This window comes from Microbispora sp. H13382, from assembly GCF_014161445.1.
Taxonomy (GTDB): domain Bacteria; phylum Actinomycetota; class Actinomycetes; order Streptosporangiales; family Streptosporangiaceae; genus Microbispora.
In genome coordinates this window covers 67,581-82,531 of sequence record NZ_JABBXA010000005.1, presented here as the reverse complement: position 1 = coordinate 82,531, position 14,951 = coordinate 67,581, and the positions used below count along the sequence as shown (strand labels likewise).

Below are 14,951 nucleotides of genomic sequence, written 5' to 3'. Positions count from 1 at the left end.
TTTGTGCCTCCTACCGGTAGCCTGAGAAGACCTCGCCGCCGACCGTGGCCGCCGAACAGGAAGGACCGTGCGGGACGTGCAGTTTCTTCGAAGCGCCTACGAGCGGTTCGCCGCGCTCATCCACGAGTTGATCAAGTTCGGCCTGGTGGGCGCGATCGCGTTCGTCATCGACTTCGGCGGCACCAACCTGCTGCGGTTCGGCGTCGGCCTGGGTCCGCTGTCTTCGAAGGTCTTCGCCACGATCGTCGCCGCCTCGTTCGCGTACATGGGCAACCGCTTCTGGACCTACCGTCATCGGGAGCAGAGCGGCCTGGCGCGCGAGTACGTGCTGTTCTTCGTGCTGAACGGCATCGGGCTGCTGCCCCCGCTGCTCACCATCGGCTTCGTGACGTACTCGCTGGGCCTGCACGACGCGCTGAGCTACAACATCGCCCAGTTCGTCGGCATCGGGTTGGGCACGTTGTTCCGCTTCTGGTCCTACAAGAAGTGGGTGTTCCTGGCGGCCCCTCAACTGGCCGAGGAAATCGTGGAGGGGGCCGGCGCACGGCCCCACCCCGAGGTGAAGGCCCAGGTCGACCCCCTCGCCACCCGCTGAAACCCCGTCACGCGGGGCCGCTCACCACCCGGTGACGGTCGTTGTCGCGGGTGTGCCGTAAGAAGATGGCGAAGGTCGCCGGGCGGCGCTTGACGAGCTCCAGCCGCCCGCCGTCGGCCGCGACCAGCGCGCGGGCGAGGGTGAGCCCCAGGCCCGTGCCGCCTCCTCCGCTCACGCTCCGCTCGAACACCCGGTGGCCGAGGGCCTCCGGGATGCCCGGGCCCTCGTCGGCCACCTCGATCACCACAGACCTGCCCGTACTCGATGTGTTGATCGTCAGCACGCCGTCGCCGTGCTTCAGGGAGTTCTCCAGCAGGGTGGACAGCACCTGGCTGAGCCCGCCGGTCGTGCCGAGGGCGCGCAGGCCGCGGTCGCCCGCGAGCACCAGCGACCTGTGGGCCCGGCGGAACGCGGGCTCCCACTCGACGATCTGCTGCCCCACCACGTCGTCCACGTCGATCGGCTCCGCCTGGGCGTGCCGCTGCCTGCGGGCGGCGGCCAGCAGCTCGTCGATCACCGCGGTCAGCCGCTCGACCTGCACCACCGCCGCCTCGCCCTCCTCGCGGACCACCTCGGGCTGGTCGGCCGCCGCGACGATCTCCTCCAGGCGCATGCTCAGCCCGGTCAGCGGCGTACGCAGCTGATGGGAGGCGTCGGTCGCGAACTCGCGCTCCCGCGCGAGCAGGTCGGAGATCCGCAGCGCGCTCCGGTCCAGCACCTCGGCCACGAGATCCAGCTCCGGGATGCCGTAGCGGTGCCTGCTCGGCCTGGCGTCGCCCGAGCCCAGCCGCTCCGCGATCCTGGTGAGATCTTGGAGCGGCAGGCTCAGGCGACGCGAGGTGACGGTGGCCAGCCCGATCGCGGCCCCGAGGGCCACGACGGCGAGCGCCATGATGAGCACCAGCCGCGCCTGGGTGTCCTGTTGGATCTGGGCCGCGTCACGGCTGACGCGTACGTATCCGTTCTCGGAACGCGCCTCCTCGGTCAGGTCGCGGCCCGCCGGAGGAGGCGCACCCACGACGATCGGCGGGTTCCCGCGGACGAACACCTGGAGGTACCGGTCCGGGTAGTTCCGCGCGAGCTGGTCGGGACTGATCTCCTGCCGCTGGCTGACGGAGTACTCCACTCCGAGCAGCAGCCGGTTCGCGTCCGTCCTGAGCTCCTGGGCGACCTCGTCGTTGATCAAGCGCACGACGACCACGCCCAGGGGCACGCCTAACAGCAGTACCGCGATGACCGCGACGAGCAGCATGGAGGAAAGCAGGCGCCGGCGCACGTGCTAGCCCCTCCCCCGCAACCGCCCCACGGCGGCTACTCGCGCTCGAAACGGAAGCCGACCCCTCGGACTGTCGTTATGTACCGCGGCTTGGCCGCGTCGTCGCCGAGCTTGCGGCGCAGCCACGAGATGTGCATGTCGAGTGTCTTCGTCGACCCCCACCAGTTCGTGTCCCACACCTCGCGCATGATCTGCTCGCGGGTGACGACCTTGCCGGCGTCCCGTACGAGCACGCGCAGCAAATCGAACTCCTTGGTGGTCAGGTGCAGTTCCTTGTCTCCCATCCAGGCCCGGCGCGAGTCGGCGTCGATGCGGACGCCTTGCACCACCGGGGTCTCCGATGTTCCGCGCCGGAGCAGGGCCCGCACGCGGGCGAGCAACTCCGCCAGGCGGAACGGCTTGGTCACGTAGTCGTCGGCCCCGGCATCGAGGCCGACGACGGTGTCGACTTCGTCGACGCGCGCGGTGAGGATCAGGACCGGAGTCCCGTGCCCCTCCGCGCGAATGCGGCGCGCGACCTCCAGCCCATCCATCTCTGGAAGGCCGAGGTCGAGAACAATCAGGTCGACGCCCCCCGACAAGGCCCTCTCCAGGGCCTGCGGGCCATCCGGGCTCACCTCCACCTGATAGCCCTCCCGGCGCAGGGCACGCGCCAGCGGCTCGGATATCGAGGTGTCATCCTCGGCGAGAAGTACGCAGGTCATGGTGCGATCGTAGGACCTTGTGCGATCGTTTCCCGGCTACAGCGCGCCTTTTGACTTGTCGTTGACCCATCAATTGACCTGGGCAAACACTGATAAATCCGGGATAGTCAGCACGCAAGCGACGCGATCTTCTACCCCATTCTCGACCATTTAGAACATCGTCGCAGGAAATCGGATGAGGGTACGAAAAACGCCCGCCGAAACGATGACGACGGGCGTTGTCCATCTGAATTCCCGTGAAGCCCCGGGAACGACGGTGGTTCAGGAGGACGACGGCGGCTCCGCGTACCGCTGCAGGTACAGCTGTTCGCCCAGGCTCTCCAGAAGGCCGAGCTCGGTCTCCAGATAGTCGATGTGGTGCTCCTCGTCGGCCAGGATGTGCTCGAAGAGCGTCGCCGAGGTGATGTCTCCCCGCTCCCGCATGAGGGCGATCCCCGGCCGCAGCCGCTTGACCACGCCCAGCTCCAGCTCAAGGTCCGCTTCCAGCTGCTCCCTGACGGTCTGGCCGATGTGCAGGGTGTTGAGCTTCTGGTAGTTCGGCAGACCCTCCAGGAACAGAATCCGGTCGGTGAGTTCCTCCGCGTGCCGCATCTCGTCGATGGACTCCGCCCGCGTGAGGGCGGCGAGCTTCGTATATCCCCAGTTCTCCTGCAGCTTCGCGTGCAGGAAGTACTGGTTGATGGCGGTCAGCTCGGAGGTGAGCTGCTCGTTGAGCAGCGCGATGATCTCTTTGTCGCCCTGCATAAGCTTCCTCGATCTATGCGCTGGTTACCAGGTCCTCTGACCGTTTCAGGATCGCACAGATCTTCCGGACACAAGACGCGCAGTCCCCCCCTGCCCCCGTGGCATCCCGCACCTGGCGAGCCGTCCTCGCCCCGTCGGCGATGCAGTCGTGCACCTCGCTCTCGGTGACGGCGCGGCAGATGCAGACGTACATGGGTCGCCTCTCAGAGATCTTCAGGAAGGTTAGGCATACCTAAGATAACCCACTTTGGTAAGGCTTGCCTATGTGATCCAAGGCACAGAAAAGGGCGGCACTCCGCAATGGAAGCGCCGCCCGTCGCGGGAGCGTCAGAGCACCACGACCGACCGCAGCACCTCCCCGCGGTGCATCTTGCCGAAGGCCTCCTCGACCTGGTCGAGGCCGATGGTCTCGGTGACGAACCCGTCGAGGTCGAGCCGTCCCTGCAGGTAGAGGTCGATCAGCATGGGGAAGTCCCGGCTGGGCAGGCAGTCGCCGTACCAGGACGACTTGAGCGCTCCGCCGCGGCCGAAGACGTCGAGCAGCGGCAGTTCGAGCTGCATCTCCGGGGTCGGCACGCCGACCAGCACGACCGTCCCGGCGAGGTCGCGGGCGTAGAAGGCCTGCTTGTACGTCTCGGGACGGCCCACCGCCTCGATCACGACGTCCGCGCCGAACCCGCCGGTCAGGTCGCGGATCGCCTCCACCGCGTCGGTGTCCCGCGAGTTGACGGTGTGCGTGGCGCCGAAGCCGCGGGCCCAGTCGAGCTTGCGGTCGTCCACGTCGACCGCGACGATCGTCCGGGCTCCGGCGAGACGCGCACCCGCGATGGCCGCGTTGCCGACGCCGCCGCAGCCGATCACCGCGACCGTGTCGCCCCGTGTGACGCCGCCGGTGTTGATCGCGGCCCCGAGTCCGGCCATCACGCCGCAGCCGAGCAGGCCGGCGACGGCCGGCTTGGCCGCCGGGTTGACCTTCGTGCACTGCCCGGCCGCCACGAGGGTCTTCTCCAGGAAGGCCCCGATGCCGAGCGCCGGGCTGAGCGCGGTGCCGTCGGCCAGTGTCATCTTCTGCGCGGCATTGTGGGTGCTGAAGCAGTACCACGGCCGGCCACGCAGGCAGGCGCGGCACTGCCCGCACACCGCCCGCCAGTTCAGGATCACGTAGTCGCCGGGCTCGACCTCGGTCACGCCCTCGCCGACCGCCTCGACGACACCCGCGGCCTCGTGGCCGAGCAGGAACGGGAAGTCGTCGTTGATGCCGCCCTCCCGGTAGTGGAGGTCGGTGTGGCAGACGCCGCAGGCCTGCACGTTGACGACCGCCTCGCCGGGCCCCGGGTCCGGCACGACGACCGTCTCCAGCGTCACCGCCTCTCCCTTGCCGCGCGCCACCACGCCCTGGACTTCGTACGGCATGTCCTGCACCTCAACTCTCTCGGCTGGATCTCCTCAGAACATACGGCTCCACCACGCCGAGCCCGCGCGCGGGACGGCGGCGGAGTTTGACCAGGTCGACGCCGGATGCCCCGGCGAGGCCCGCGGCCAGCTCACTGTCGGCCAGGATCGTTCCCGGCCGCGCGATGGCCGTCAGCCGCGCCGCCAGGTTGACCGTCGTGCCGAACACGTCACCCATGGCCGGCAGCACCGGCCCGTACGCCAGCCCGACCCGCACGTCCGGCCCCTCGGCGTCCCGTTTGAGCTCGTCGAGCAGGTCGAGCGCGATGCGGGCCGCGGTCCGCGGGTCGGCGGCGGTGAAGAGCACCTCGTCGCCGAGCGTCTTGACCAGCCGCCCGTCGTGCGCCGCGATCACGTCGGAGGCCCGCGACTCGAACCCCTCGACCAGGTCGGCCAGTGCCAGCTCGTCCAGCTCGCGCGACACGCGGGTGAAGGCGACGAGGTCGGCGAACCCGACGGCGAGCCTCGGACGGGTCGGCGGGACGTCCTCGCCGGGCTCGGCCAGGGAGACCAGCCGGCTCGCGGTCGCGGCGAGCTGGGAGCGCCAGACGTGCACCAGCGTCTGCTCGAAGTCCGGCAGCAGGCGGCTGACCGTGTCCATCACCTGCCGCAGCGCGTCCTCCCCCGCCCTCGCGCCGGGCTCGATCAGCGCGTCGACCATGATCTCGGCCTGCCACTGGGCGAGGCGCGCGGTCGTACGGCCGAGGGCCCGGGCCATGCGGATCACGGTCCGCTCGTCGAGCATCTCCGCGTCGAGCAGGTCGCGGATGCGGTGCAGGGCCGCCAGGTCGGCCTCGGTGAACGCGACGGCCTCGTCGGCGAACGTGGCGAAGCCGAGGGCCCGCCAGATCCGCGCCGCCAGGTCCTGCGGGATGCCGGCCGCCTCGGCCACCTGCCGTCGCGTGTAGGCCGGCGGCGGCCCCAGGAACAACCGCCGCATGTCGTCGGCGCCGGGGCGCCCCCCTGTGTCCACGTCCCCCTCCCCCGTGTCCTGCCTTGTCCGTCTCGTCCGGGCTCGCTTCGCCGGGCGGCCCGTGGGCCGCGCCGCGCTCAGTCCCCGTCGATGTTCCCGTCTGCGGCGTCCTCCACCAGCCGGAACAGCTCGTGCCGTACGCGCTGGATCTGGGGGATGTCCCGGTAGTCGATGTCGCCCTTCTCCGACGCCGACTCGACCCGGAGCGTGCCGCAGCCGAGAATGCGCTCAATGAGCCGCTGGTCGGAGCTCACGCTGCTGACCTTGGCCAGCGGGATGTCGTCCTCCGACTTGTTCAGCACCCCCGTGCTGATCGCGAAGCGGTGGGAGGTCAGCGTGTAGGAGGTCGTCACCCAGCGCAGGTAGGGAATGAGCGTCCAAAGGACCAGCGCCACGAAGGCGACCACGGCCACCGTGCCGCGGGCGTACCCCGCGTACTCGTAGTCGCCGGGGATGAAGACGAAGGCCGCGACGGCGGCGGCGAGCACGACGAGGAGGGCGAGGAACGGCAGGATCAGCCGCTTCCAGTGCGGATGGAACGATAGAACGATCCGCTCGCCGTCGGCCAGGTATTGATCAGGGAGACCCATGGCGCAAATCGTGACACGATCGCCGGTGGATTGCATGCGTTGGGAGTGTCTGACAAATGCTGCCCGTCGCGAGCGTGGATCCAGGTGGATGCATTGCAAGGCGGAGGAGGAGGCCGGAGCGGAGCCTCCGGCCGACGACGACAACGCGGCGAGGCGCCGCCTGGGCCACGCGCAGCAGGGCCATGATTTGTCAGGCACGACCTTAGGTCAGCCCGCGGCGCCGTTCTCCCCGGACGTGTCACGGCGGACGTGGACGACGTCGCCCGCACTGAGCGCGTGGTCTCCGTCCTGACCGCGTACGAGCAGATGACCGGACGCGTCGACGCCGGTCGCGAGGCCGGTCAGCACCCGGTCGCCGGGCAGCTCGACCCTGACCTCCCGCCCCACGGTGGACGACCAGGCGAGGTAGGCGGCACGCAGGCCCGAGGCGTCCGGGTCGCCGTCGGCGGCCACCCAGTCGCGGTAGTGCGACTCGACCTCCCGCAGGATCGCGCGCAGCAGCGGGTCACGGTCGGTGCAGGCGGCGTCCTCGATCGCGAGGGACGTGGCCCGGTCCACGGGCAGTTCCTCCCGCCGCAGCGAGACGTTGAGCCCCATGCCGACGACCACCGCGCGGTCGACCCGCTCGGCCAGGATGCCGGCGAGCTTGCGCTCCCCCACCATCAGGTCGTTGGGCCACTTGAGCCGCACGTCGACCTCCGCGATCCGCCGTACGGCCGAGGCGGCGGCGAGGCCGACCAGCAGCGCCAGCCAGCCCTGCCGGGCGAGCGGCACCTCCGGCCGCAGCAGCATCGAGAACGTCAGCCCCGAGCGCGTCGGCGCGGTCCACGGCCGCCCGAGCCTGCCCCGGCCGGCCTCCTGCGCCTCCGCGACCAGCACGGCGCCCTCGGCCGGGCTCTCGCGCACGGTCCTGGCCAGGTCGGCGTTGGTGGAGCCGGTCCGCTCGACGACGCGTACGGACGACCACAGCGAGCCGGGGCGCACCAGCGCCCTGGTCAGCGCGGTCTCCGACAGCGGAGGACGGTCGAGATCGGCGTACGGCGAGTTGGGCACCCGATCAGGCTATCGGCCCCCGGGCCTGCTCCGCCGCGCGCCGTCCGTCCACCGCGCGCACGCGCCGGAGCCGGGCGGCGAGCCGGGGTCCGCACGGCGCCCGTTTCCGCCCGCCGGCTCATTGGGCGTCCCGCATGCCCGCCGGGGCCCGCCACCAGGGTCCGCCACGCTCGTCGGCCAGGCGCAGCGCCTCGGCGGCGACCTGCTCGGGAGGGATGTCGAGGCAGTCGAGGGCGAAGGGACAGGCGAACTGGCGGCAGGGCGAGCACGCCGTGGGCACCGTGAGGATCGAGGCCGGGCCGAACCGCGGCCGGTACTGCTCCACCTGCTCGGTGCCGGCGAACAGCACGACCACGGGCGTGCCGAGCGCGCTGGCCAGATGCGCCCCGCCGCTGTTGTTGCACACGACCACGTCGACGGCGTCGATGAGCGCCGCCAGGACCGGCACGTCGAGCCGGCCCGGCAGCAGGAGCGCGCCGGGCACGCCGGCGCCGGTGAGCTCGACGAGCGGCCTCTCCCTGGCCGTGCCCGCCACGACGACCCGCAGCCCCGCGGCGGTGAGCAGCCCGGCCACCCGGGCGAACCGGTCGGCCGGGTACCGCCGCGCGGAGCAGGAGGCCCCGGGGAGGATCAGCGCGCACGGCCGCCTCCCCCGGCCGTCCCCATGACCGCGGCCGTCCCCATGACCGCGGCCGTCCCCATGACCGCGGCCGTCCCCGTGACCGTCCCCGTGACCGTCCCGGGCCGACCGGCCGCCCGCGGCGGCGCCGAGCAGGCGGCGGGCCGTACGGGCCGCCTCCGCCGGCACGCGCACGCGCAGCCTGCCCTCGACCGGGGGGACACCCGTCCGTTCGAGCAGGTGCAGCGCGCGATCCACCTGGTGGGTCTCGTCCGGCGGTGACGGCACCCAGTGGGTCAGCCCCGCCCCGCCGAACTCCTTGGACATGCCGACCCGTACGGGCACCCCGGCGAGCCGGCAGAGATACGCGGCCGGCCGGGGAGCCTGGGAGAACGAGGTCAGGATCACCGCCGCCTCGTAGCCGCCCCACCCGATCCGCTCGACGAGGTCCAGGTCGTCGGTGACCGGAACGTCCTGCCCGCCGGTCTTCTGCCAGGAGACCGAGGCCGTGAGCACGCCGTCGACCTCGGGGAGCAGCGCGGCCGCGGCGGCGCCGGCGGGGGCGGCCAGCAGGTCCAGCCGGGCCCGGGGAGCGGCCCGCCGAAGCGCCCGCAGCGCCGGGCCCGCCATCACGACGTCGCCGAGGTTGTCGGGGCGGATCACGAGCACGCGAGCGAGCTCCCGCCACGGGACCGGCGGGCCTGCGAGCGCCGCGGGATGCTCCATTTCCTGCGCGTACCCCCCTAAAAAGGCGCATAAAGCCCCACAAATGCATGGTTTGCCACGAAAGTCCCTCGGGCACCTTCCGAGGCGCCGCGGCCGGCCGCGAAGGCGCACTCATGCGGGGTGGGAGGCGCCCTCTTCAGTGGAACCGGACGGAACGGCGGGGTCGTGGACGCACGGACACGACATCGCCGCGACAGGCGCGGGCCGATCGCCGCGAGCCGAGGAAGGGGGCGGCCATGACGGAGAGGGGCCGGATCCGCGTCGCCATGGTCCACGGCCCCGGGCCCGCCGACCGCGACGGCGTCGGCGACTACGTCGAACGGCTCGTCGGCGCGCTCGGCGAGGCCGGGGTCGAGGCGGTGGGGGTGCCCGTGGGGTCGCCGGGGTCCCGCTCCCCCTGGCACTGGCTGCCCGCCACGCTCGACGCCGCCCGGAGGGTGCGGCGGCTGCGCCCCGACGTGGTCCATGTGCAGTTCGCCCCGTCCGCCTACCGGTTCTCGGGGCTGCCCGGACTGCTGCCGCCCCTGCTGCCGCCCGGCGCGCCGCTGGTGACCACCCTGCACGAGTACGGCTGGTGGGCGGCCCCCGGCTGGGTGCCCGGCCCCGTCTGGCGGCCGCTGGAACGCGCCCGGCTGTGGGACCGGGAGACCGGGCGTCTGGTGCCCGCGAGCGCCCTCGTGGTCGTGACCAACGCCTCCCACGCCCTGCAGGTCCGAAGGCGCGCCGGGACGGCCGCCGTGGAGGTGCCCCTGGCGCCGAACGTCGTGGATCACGGCGGCGGACGGCAGGCGCGCGTGCGCGTGCGAGGCACGCTCGGCATGGGCCGCGACGACCCGCTGCTCGCCTTCTTCGGGTTCGTGCACCCCGTGAAGGGCGTGCGGCAGCTCGTCGAGGCGCTGCCCGCGCTGCGCGCGGCCAGCCCCCGCCTGCGCCTGCTGGTCGTGGGTGGCTTCACCTCCCAGGCGCTGCCGGAGGCCGAGGCCCGGGCCTTCCGGGTGGAGCTCGAGGCGCTGGCCGCGCGTCACGGCGTCGCGGACGCGGTGACGTTCACCGGGCACCTGCCCGCCGCCCGGGTGTCGGAGCTCCTGCACGCGTCGGACGTGGGCGTCCTGCCCTTCACCGCCGGGGTGACGACCAAGAGCGGCGCGCTGCTCACCATGCTGGCCCACGGGCTGCCGACCGCGGTCACCGTGCCGGACGAGCCCGACCCCGTCCTCCCGCTCGGGGAGACCGTCGCCGTGATCGGGGCCCGCCGCGACCCCGCCGCCATCGCGTACGCCGTCGGGCCGCTGCTCGGCGACCCGCAGGCGCGGCGGCGCCTGGGCGCGGCCGCCCGGCGGCTCGCCGCCCGCCACTCCTGGTCGCGGGTCGCCTCCGCCCACCGGGCGCTGTACGAGACCCTGGCCGGCCCTGGCCGGCCGCTCGGCCGCCGGGATGCGTGAGCCGTACCGGGAGATCCTGGTCGTCGACCTGCTCGGCGGGATCGGCGACCTGGTCATGCTCCTGCCCGCCGTGCACGGCCTGGCCCTGCGCAACCCGGGCGCGTCGCTGCGCGTGCTCACCCATGAGCCCGGCGCCGCCCTCCTGCGCGGCGACCCCGCCGTCACGCGGGTGCTCACCCCCCGACACGGCGGCGCGGGCGCCGAGCGGGAGGCCGTGGCCGAAGCCCTGGCCGCCCGCCGCCCGGACCTCGTGGTCACCACCACCCGTTACGACGGCATCCCCGATCTCCTCGCCGCATCGGGCGCGCGATGCGTCACCGACCTGTGGCGCCGCCCGCCCCCGGACGAGCCTGTCGGCGAGCGCTACCTGCGCATACTGCTCGCCGAGGGACTGCTCCGGCCCGAGGACGTCCTCGCCCGTCCGGTCGTTCGCCTGACGCCGGCCGAGATCGCGTACGGCGAGAGCGTGCTCGCCCGCCGCGTTCCGGCCACCACCCCGGCAGGTACGGCGCGGCCCCCGGTCGTGCTGGTCACGGACGCGGGCATGACCGTGAAGCGGTGGCCCGCCGGGCGCTGGCGCGAACTCGCCGCGCTGCTGGCCCGGCACGGCCATCCCCTGCTCACGCCCGACGCGCCACCCAAGCGCGCCGACGCGACGCAGGCGGCGTTCGGCCCGCAGGTGGCCGTGCTGCCGCGGTGCGGCCTGCGCGGGCTCGCGGCGTGCTTCGCCGCCGTGGCGCGGCGCGGCGGTGTGGTCGTGGGCGGCGACACCGGGCCGCTGCGGGTGGCCGCCGCCGCCGGAGCGGCCACCGTCGGGCTCTTCGGCCCCACCTGGGCCCGCAGGTACGGCATCGGCGCGTCCACGGGCCCGGAGCACGCCGTGGACCTGCAGGGACAGCCCGGCTGCCCGCACCGCCGGCCCACCGCCATCACCCAGCAGCCGTGCTGGTGGACGGCCGAATGCCCGCTGTCTCCGGCGGGGGCCGCCTGCATGACCGACATCGGCGTGTCCTCCGTCGCCCGCGCCGTGACACGCCTGTGCGCCGATTCCCCCGCGCGCCACCCGGCGGACGACGCCTGAGACGCGGCGTGGCAGGCTGCGTACCGGAAAGAACGGCAGCCACGCCCGGAGGAGGCGGCACATGGAACGGGACGGCGCGGCGCGGCCCTCGGCTCGACCGGGGCCCGTCACGCGCTCACGCGTCCGCAGGGTGTCCGGATCGTCCGTACGCGACCGGCGGGACGACCTCGCCACCGAGGAGCCGCTGGAGATCCGGCTCCTCGCCGGCGGCGAGAGCCGTACGGTGGCGATCACGATGCGGACACCGGGCGCGGACTTCGAGCTCGCGGCGGGCTTTCTGCACGGCGAGGGGGTCGCCGGTCCCGGCGATATCGCCGCCATCGGCTACTGCACGGACGAGGATCTGGACCCCGAGGCGCGCTACAACACCGTGACCGTGCGGCTCACCGCCCCGCACCTGCCCGACCTCGGCGCCCGGGCGCGCAACTTCCTGACGTCGAGCGCGTGCGGCGTGTGCGGCACGGCGAGCCTCGACGCGTTGCGCGACCGCTGCGCCGTGCCGGCCGTGCGCCCGCCGGTCGGCGTGTCCGCCACGACCCTGTACGGCCTGCCGGACCGGCTGCGGGCGGCCCAGGGGGTCTTCGGCAGGACGGGCGGGCTGCACGCCGCCGGGCTGTTCACCCCCGACGGCACGCCCGTGGCCGTACGTGAGGACGTGGGGCGGCACAACGCCGTCGACAAGCTGGTCGGCTGGGCGCTGCTCGGCGGCCGGACCCCCCTCGACCGGCACGTCCTGCTGGTCAGCGGCCGGGTCAGCTACGAGATCATGCAGAAGGCGGCGAGCGCCGGCATCCAGGTCGTGTGCGCCGTGTCCGCGCCCTCCTCGCTCGCCGTCGACCTGGCGCGGGAGTTCGGCGTCACGCTGGTGGGGTTCCTGCGCGAGGAGCGCTTCAACATCTACGCCTGCCCGGAACGCGTCGACGTCGGACAGCCCTGAAAGGCCGGTCGGGCGCCCGGAGTCCGGGCGCCCGATCGGTCGGCTCGCCGCGTCAGCCGGTGTTCTGCAGGCCGGCCGCCACGCCGTTCACGCTGAGCAGCAGCAGGGTGGACAGGCGCTCGCGCTCCTTCTCCGAAAGGTCGCCCGGCGCCCGCAGCGCCGACAGCGCCCGCAGCTGCAGGTGGCTGAGCGCGTCCACGTACGGGTCGCGCAGCTGCACGGCCCGCGACAGGACCCGCCGGTTCTCCAGCAGCCGGGTGTGCCCGGTCACCTCCAGCACCAGCCGCCTCGTCAGGTCGTACTCCTCCAGGACCTGCTCGGCGAAGTCGGCCCGGCCGCCCAGGGCCAGGTAGCGGGACGCGATGGACCGGTCGGTCTTGGCCAGCGACATCTCGGCGTTGTCCAGCATCGCGGCGAACAACGCCCACTCCTGGTAGGCCGAGCGCAGTTCGGCCATGCCGCCGTCGGTGACCACGGCGGCCAGGCCGCTGCCCAGGCCGTACCAGCCGGGGAGGTTGACCCGCGTCTGCGCCCACGAGAACACCCACGGGATAGCCCGCAGGTCGTCCAGCGAGCGGGGCGCGCCGAGGCCGCGCCGCGCCGGCCGGGAGCCGAGCCGCAGCGAGCCGAGCTCCTCCAGCGGGCTGACCAGCGCGAACCACTCGGGGAAGCCCGGGGCCTCGGTCAGCGCCCGGTAGGCGTGCTCGGAGGCCGCCGCCACGGTGTCGGCCAGCCGGCGGAACTTCGCCGCCGCGGCGGCGGTGCCCGACTCCACAGCGGAGGTGGACGCGAGCAGCACGGCGTTGGTGACCTGCTCGATGTGCCGCTTGGCGATCGCCGAGTGGCCGTACCGCGCGAAGATGACCTCGCCCTGCTCGGTGACCTTGAACCGGCCGGCGACCGAGCCGGGGGCCTGGGCGAGCACGGCGCGGTTGGCCGGGCCGCCGCCCCGGCCGAGCGCGCCGCCGCGGCCGTGGAAGAGCGTGAGCGTGATGTCGTTGGCCGCGGCCCAGGCGGTCAGCGCGGCCTGCGCGTCGTACAGGCGCAGGGTGGCCGCCGCCGGGCCGAGTTCCTTGGCCGAGTCGGAGTAGCCGAGCATGACCTCCATGCGCCGCCCGTTCCCGGCGAGCCGCCGGCGCACGGGCTCCAGCTTGATCATGCCCTCCAGCACGGCGGAGGAGTTGTCCAGGTCCTCGCCCGACTCGAACAGGGGGACCACGTCGAGCACCGGGGCGCGGTCGCCCAGGGCGTGCCTGGCCAGCTCGTACACCGCCGCGATGTCGTCGGCGGAGCGGGTGAACGAGACGACGTACCGGGAGCAGGCGGTCACGCCGAAGCGCTCCTGGATCCAGGCGATCACCCGGATCGTGGCCAGGACCTCCTCGGTGCGCTCCGACAGCGCGCCGGAGGCGATCTCCTCGAGCGCCGCCGCGTGGACCGCGGAATGCTGGCGCACCTCCAGCTCGGCCAGGTGGAAGCCGAACGTCTCGACCTGCCAGATCAGGTGCTGCAACTCGCCGTAGGCCTGCCGTACGGCGCCGGCGCCGCGCAGGGAGTCCTGCGCGAGCCGCAGGTCGGTCAGCAGCTCCGACGGCGCGCGGTAGGCGAGGTCGAGGTCGCGGCGGCGGGTCGCGGCGATCCTGGCCGCCACGAACATCAGCCACTGGCGGTGCGGCTCCCGCGGCGACCGGGTGGCCATCTCCGACACCAGGTCGGGGTGGTCGTGCTCGGCCTGCGCGAGCGCGGCGCGCAGCTCGGCGGACGGCGGCGTGAAGACCTCGGCCAGGGTGAGCGACCTGCCGATGCGGGTGGTCGCGTTCTCCAGCGCGATCAGCACGTGCTCGGCCTGGATCTGCATGGCCTCCCTGGTCACCCTGGCGGTGACGTTGGGGTTGCCGTCGCGGTCGCCGCCGATCCAGCTGCCATAGCGGATGTACGCCTTGGCCTGCGGCTCCCGCGTGCCGGTGCCGGGACCGAGCGCCGCGTCGAGCGACCGGTAGATCTGCGGCACCGTGCGGAACAGCGTCTCGTCGAAGGCCGCCATCGCCGTACGGACCTCGTCCAGCGGGTCGAGCTTCGTGTGACGGAGCTGGTTGGCCCGCCAGAGGATGTCGATCTCCTCCAGCAGCCGCCGGTGGGCCTCCTCCCGCTCGGCCGCGCCCCGCCCGGGGGTGTTGTAGGCGTCGAGCTGGGCGCTGATCCGCTGGATGGCGGTGACGATCGCCCGCCGCCGCGCCTCCGTGGGGTGGGCGGTCAGCACGGGCCGGAACTCCAGCCCGTCGATCAGGGCCTGGAGCCGGTCGTCCCCGCGCAGCCCCTGCACGGCCTCGGCGAGGGACTCGCGCAGCGGCACGTCGTCCTTGTCCCGCTGCCGCAGGGTGCGGATCCGGTAGTGCTCCTCGGCGAGGTTGGCGAGGTGGAAGTAGCAGGTGAAGGCCCGGGCGATCTGCACTGCGCGGTCGACGGGCCACTCGGCCACCATGGCGGCGACCTCGTCGGCCGTCGTCTCCTGACGCCGGGCCGCGATCACCGCCTTGCGGAGCCGTTCCACGTCGGCGAGGAGGTCGGGACCGCCGTGTTCGGCGATCACCTGACCCAGGAGTCCACCCAATAGGCGCACGTCAGCGCGGAGTTCGTCCGGCATCTCCGCTACGGCGTTGTGTCGTTCGGCAGGAGCGATGGCGGCCATGCTTCGAAGGCTAGCGAATCGCGCTCGGTGACCCGAGGGCGGTCTCACCAATTGGACTAGACCACTGGAC

14 protein-coding genes are annotated in these 14,951 nt (G+C 73.0%); 4 read left to right on the top strand and 10 right to left on the bottom strand.

Going from position 1 to position 14,951, the window contains the following annotated elements:
* Positions 1-76: 76 nt before the first annotated feature.
* The gene (locus HHX41_RS12305) at positions 77-595 is read left to right on the top strand and encodes a GtrA family protein (RefSeq protein WP_182906055.1); all 519 of its coding nucleotides are present in this window, start codon (positions 77-79) and stop codon (positions 593-595) included.
* A 7-nt stretch (positions 596-602) separates the two neighbouring features.
* Here HHX41_RS12305 and HHX41_RS12300 read toward each other — a convergent pair whose 3' ends face one another.
* The 9 genes from HHX41_RS12300 to HHX41_RS12260 form a co-directional block, all read right to left on the bottom strand.
* Complete coding sequence (locus tag HHX41_RS12300; protein ID WP_182906054.1) at positions 603-1,871, bottom strand: HAMP domain-containing histidine kinase; 1,269 nt, start codon at positions 1,869-1,871, stop codon at positions 603-605.
* Between the two features lie 35 nt (positions 1,872-1,906).
* Positions 1,907-2,575: a response regulator transcription factor gene (locus tag HHX41_RS12295; protein WP_030451323.1), complete on the bottom strand. Its 669-nt coding sequence runs from the start codon at positions 2,573-2,575 to the stop codon at positions 1,907-1,909.
* Positions 2,576-2,836: 261 nt separating this feature from the next.
* On the bottom strand, positions 2,837-3,319 hold the full coding sequence (gene bfr / locus HHX41_RS12290) for a bacterioferritin (protein WP_182906053.1): 483 nt from the start codon (positions 3,317-3,319) through the stop codon (positions 2,837-2,839).
* A 13-nt stretch (positions 3,320-3,332) separates the two neighbouring features.
* Positions 3,333-3,512 (bottom strand): bacterioferritin-associated ferredoxin, encoded by a 180-nt coding sequence (locus tag HHX41_RS12285; RefSeq protein WP_142616586.1) that lies wholly within the window; start codon positions 3,510-3,512, stop codon positions 3,333-3,335.
* Positions 3,513-3,646: 134 nt separating this feature from the next.
* Complete coding sequence (locus HHX41_RS12280) at positions 3,647-4,732, bottom strand: S-(hydroxymethyl)mycothiol dehydrogenase (RefSeq protein WP_169986172.1); 1,086 nt, start codon at positions 4,730-4,732, stop codon at positions 3,647-3,649.
* Between the two features lie 10 nt (positions 4,733-4,742).
* The gene (locus HHX41_RS12275; RefSeq protein ID WP_310741940.1) at positions 4,743-5,744 is read right to left on the bottom strand and encodes an adenylate cyclase regulatory domain-containing protein; all 1,002 of its coding nucleotides are present in this window, start codon (positions 5,742-5,744) and stop codon (positions 4,743-4,745) included.
* Between the two features lie 77 nt (positions 5,745-5,821).
* Positions 5,822-6,334, bottom strand: a complete 513-nt coding sequence (locus HHX41_RS12270) for a PH domain-containing protein (protein ID WP_169986170.1) — start codon at positions 6,332-6,334, stop codon at positions 5,822-5,824.
* A gap of 207 nt (positions 6,335-6,541) precedes the next feature.
* A complete protein-coding gene (locus tag HHX41_RS12265; protein ID WP_182906052.1) occupies positions 6,542-7,387 on the bottom strand; it encodes a biotin--[acetyl-CoA-carboxylase] ligase in 846 nt (281 codons plus the stop codon).
* A 118-nt stretch (positions 7,388-7,505) separates the two neighbouring features.
* Entirely contained in the window at positions 7,506-8,732 is a 1,227-nt protein-coding gene (locus HHX41_RS12260; protein ID WP_182906051.1) for a glycosyltransferase family 9 protein, read from the bottom strand.
* Positions 8,733-8,968: 236 nt separating this feature from the next.
* Between HHX41_RS12260 and HHX41_RS12255 the strand changes: the two genes are divergently transcribed.
* The 3 genes from HHX41_RS12255 to fdhD all read left to right on the top strand — a co-directional run bounded on the left by HHX41_RS12255 (position 8,969) and on the right by fdhD (position 12,192).
* On the top strand, positions 8,969-10,174 hold the full coding sequence (locus tag HHX41_RS12255) for a glycosyltransferase (RefSeq protein WP_182906050.1): 1,206 nt from the start codon (positions 8,969-8,971) through the stop codon (positions 10,172-10,174).
* Positions 10,167-11,255, top strand: a complete 1,089-nt coding sequence (locus tag HHX41_RS12250) for a glycosyltransferase family 9 protein (RefSeq protein WP_182906049.1) — start codon at positions 10,167-10,169, stop codon at positions 11,253-11,255. Before HHX41_RS12255 ends, HHX41_RS12250 begins: the two co-directional genes overlap by 8 nt.
* Before the next feature lie 61 nt (positions 11,256-11,316).
* Entirely contained in the window at positions 11,317-12,192 is an 876-nt protein-coding gene (gene fdhD / locus HHX41_RS12245; RefSeq protein WP_182906048.1) for a formate dehydrogenase accessory sulfurtransferase FdhD, read from the top strand.
* A 52-nt stretch (positions 12,193-12,244) separates the two neighbouring features.
* Here fdhD and HHX41_RS12240 read toward each other — a convergent pair whose 3' ends face one another.
* Positions 12,245-14,881 (bottom strand): phosphoenolpyruvate carboxylase, encoded by a 2,637-nt coding sequence (locus HHX41_RS12240; protein ID WP_182906047.1) that lies wholly within the window; start codon positions 14,879-14,881, stop codon positions 12,245-12,247.
* Positions 14,882-14,951: the final 70 nt, after the last annotated feature.

Bases quoted from the DNA above. Each gene is read 5' to 3' on its own strand.
- HHX41_RS12255 (WP_182906050.1), top strand. From the start codon at position 8,969: ATGACGGAGAGGGGCCGGATCCGCGTCGCCATGGTCCACGGCCCCGGG.
- fdhD (WP_182906048.1), top strand. From the start codon at position 11,317: ATGGAACGGGACGGCGCGGCGCGGCCCTCGGCTCGACCGGGGCCCGTC.
- bfr (WP_182906053.1), bottom strand. From the start codon at position 3,319: ATGCAGGGCGACAAAGAGATCATCGCGCTGCTCAACGAGCAGCTCACC.
- HHX41_RS12250 (WP_182906049.1), top strand. From the start codon at position 10,167: ATGCGTGAGCCGTACCGGGAGATCCTGGTCGTCGACCTGCTCGGCGGG.
- HHX41_RS12260 (WP_182906051.1), bottom strand. From the start codon at position 8,732: ATGGAGCATCCCGCGGCGCTCGCAGGCCCGCCGGTCCCGTGGCGGGAG.
- HHX41_RS12280 (WP_169986172.1), bottom strand. From the start codon at position 4,732: ATGCCGTACGAAGTCCAGGGCGTGGTGGCGCGCGGCAAGGGAGAGGCG.
- HHX41_RS12295 (WP_030451323.1), bottom strand. From the start codon at position 2,575: ATGACCTGCGTACTTCTCGCCGAGGATGACACCTCGATATCCGAGCCG.
- HHX41_RS12240 (WP_182906047.1), bottom strand. From the start codon at position 14,881: ATGGCCGCCATCGCTCCTGCCGAACGACACAACGCCGTAGCGGAGATG.
- HHX41_RS12285 (WP_142616586.1), bottom strand. From the start codon at position 3,512: ATGTACGTCTGCATCTGCCGCGCCGTCACCGAGAGCGAGGTGCACGAC.
- HHX41_RS12270 (WP_169986170.1), bottom strand. From the start codon at position 6,334: ATGGGTCTCCCTGATCAATACCTGGCCGACGGCGAGCGGATCGTTCTA.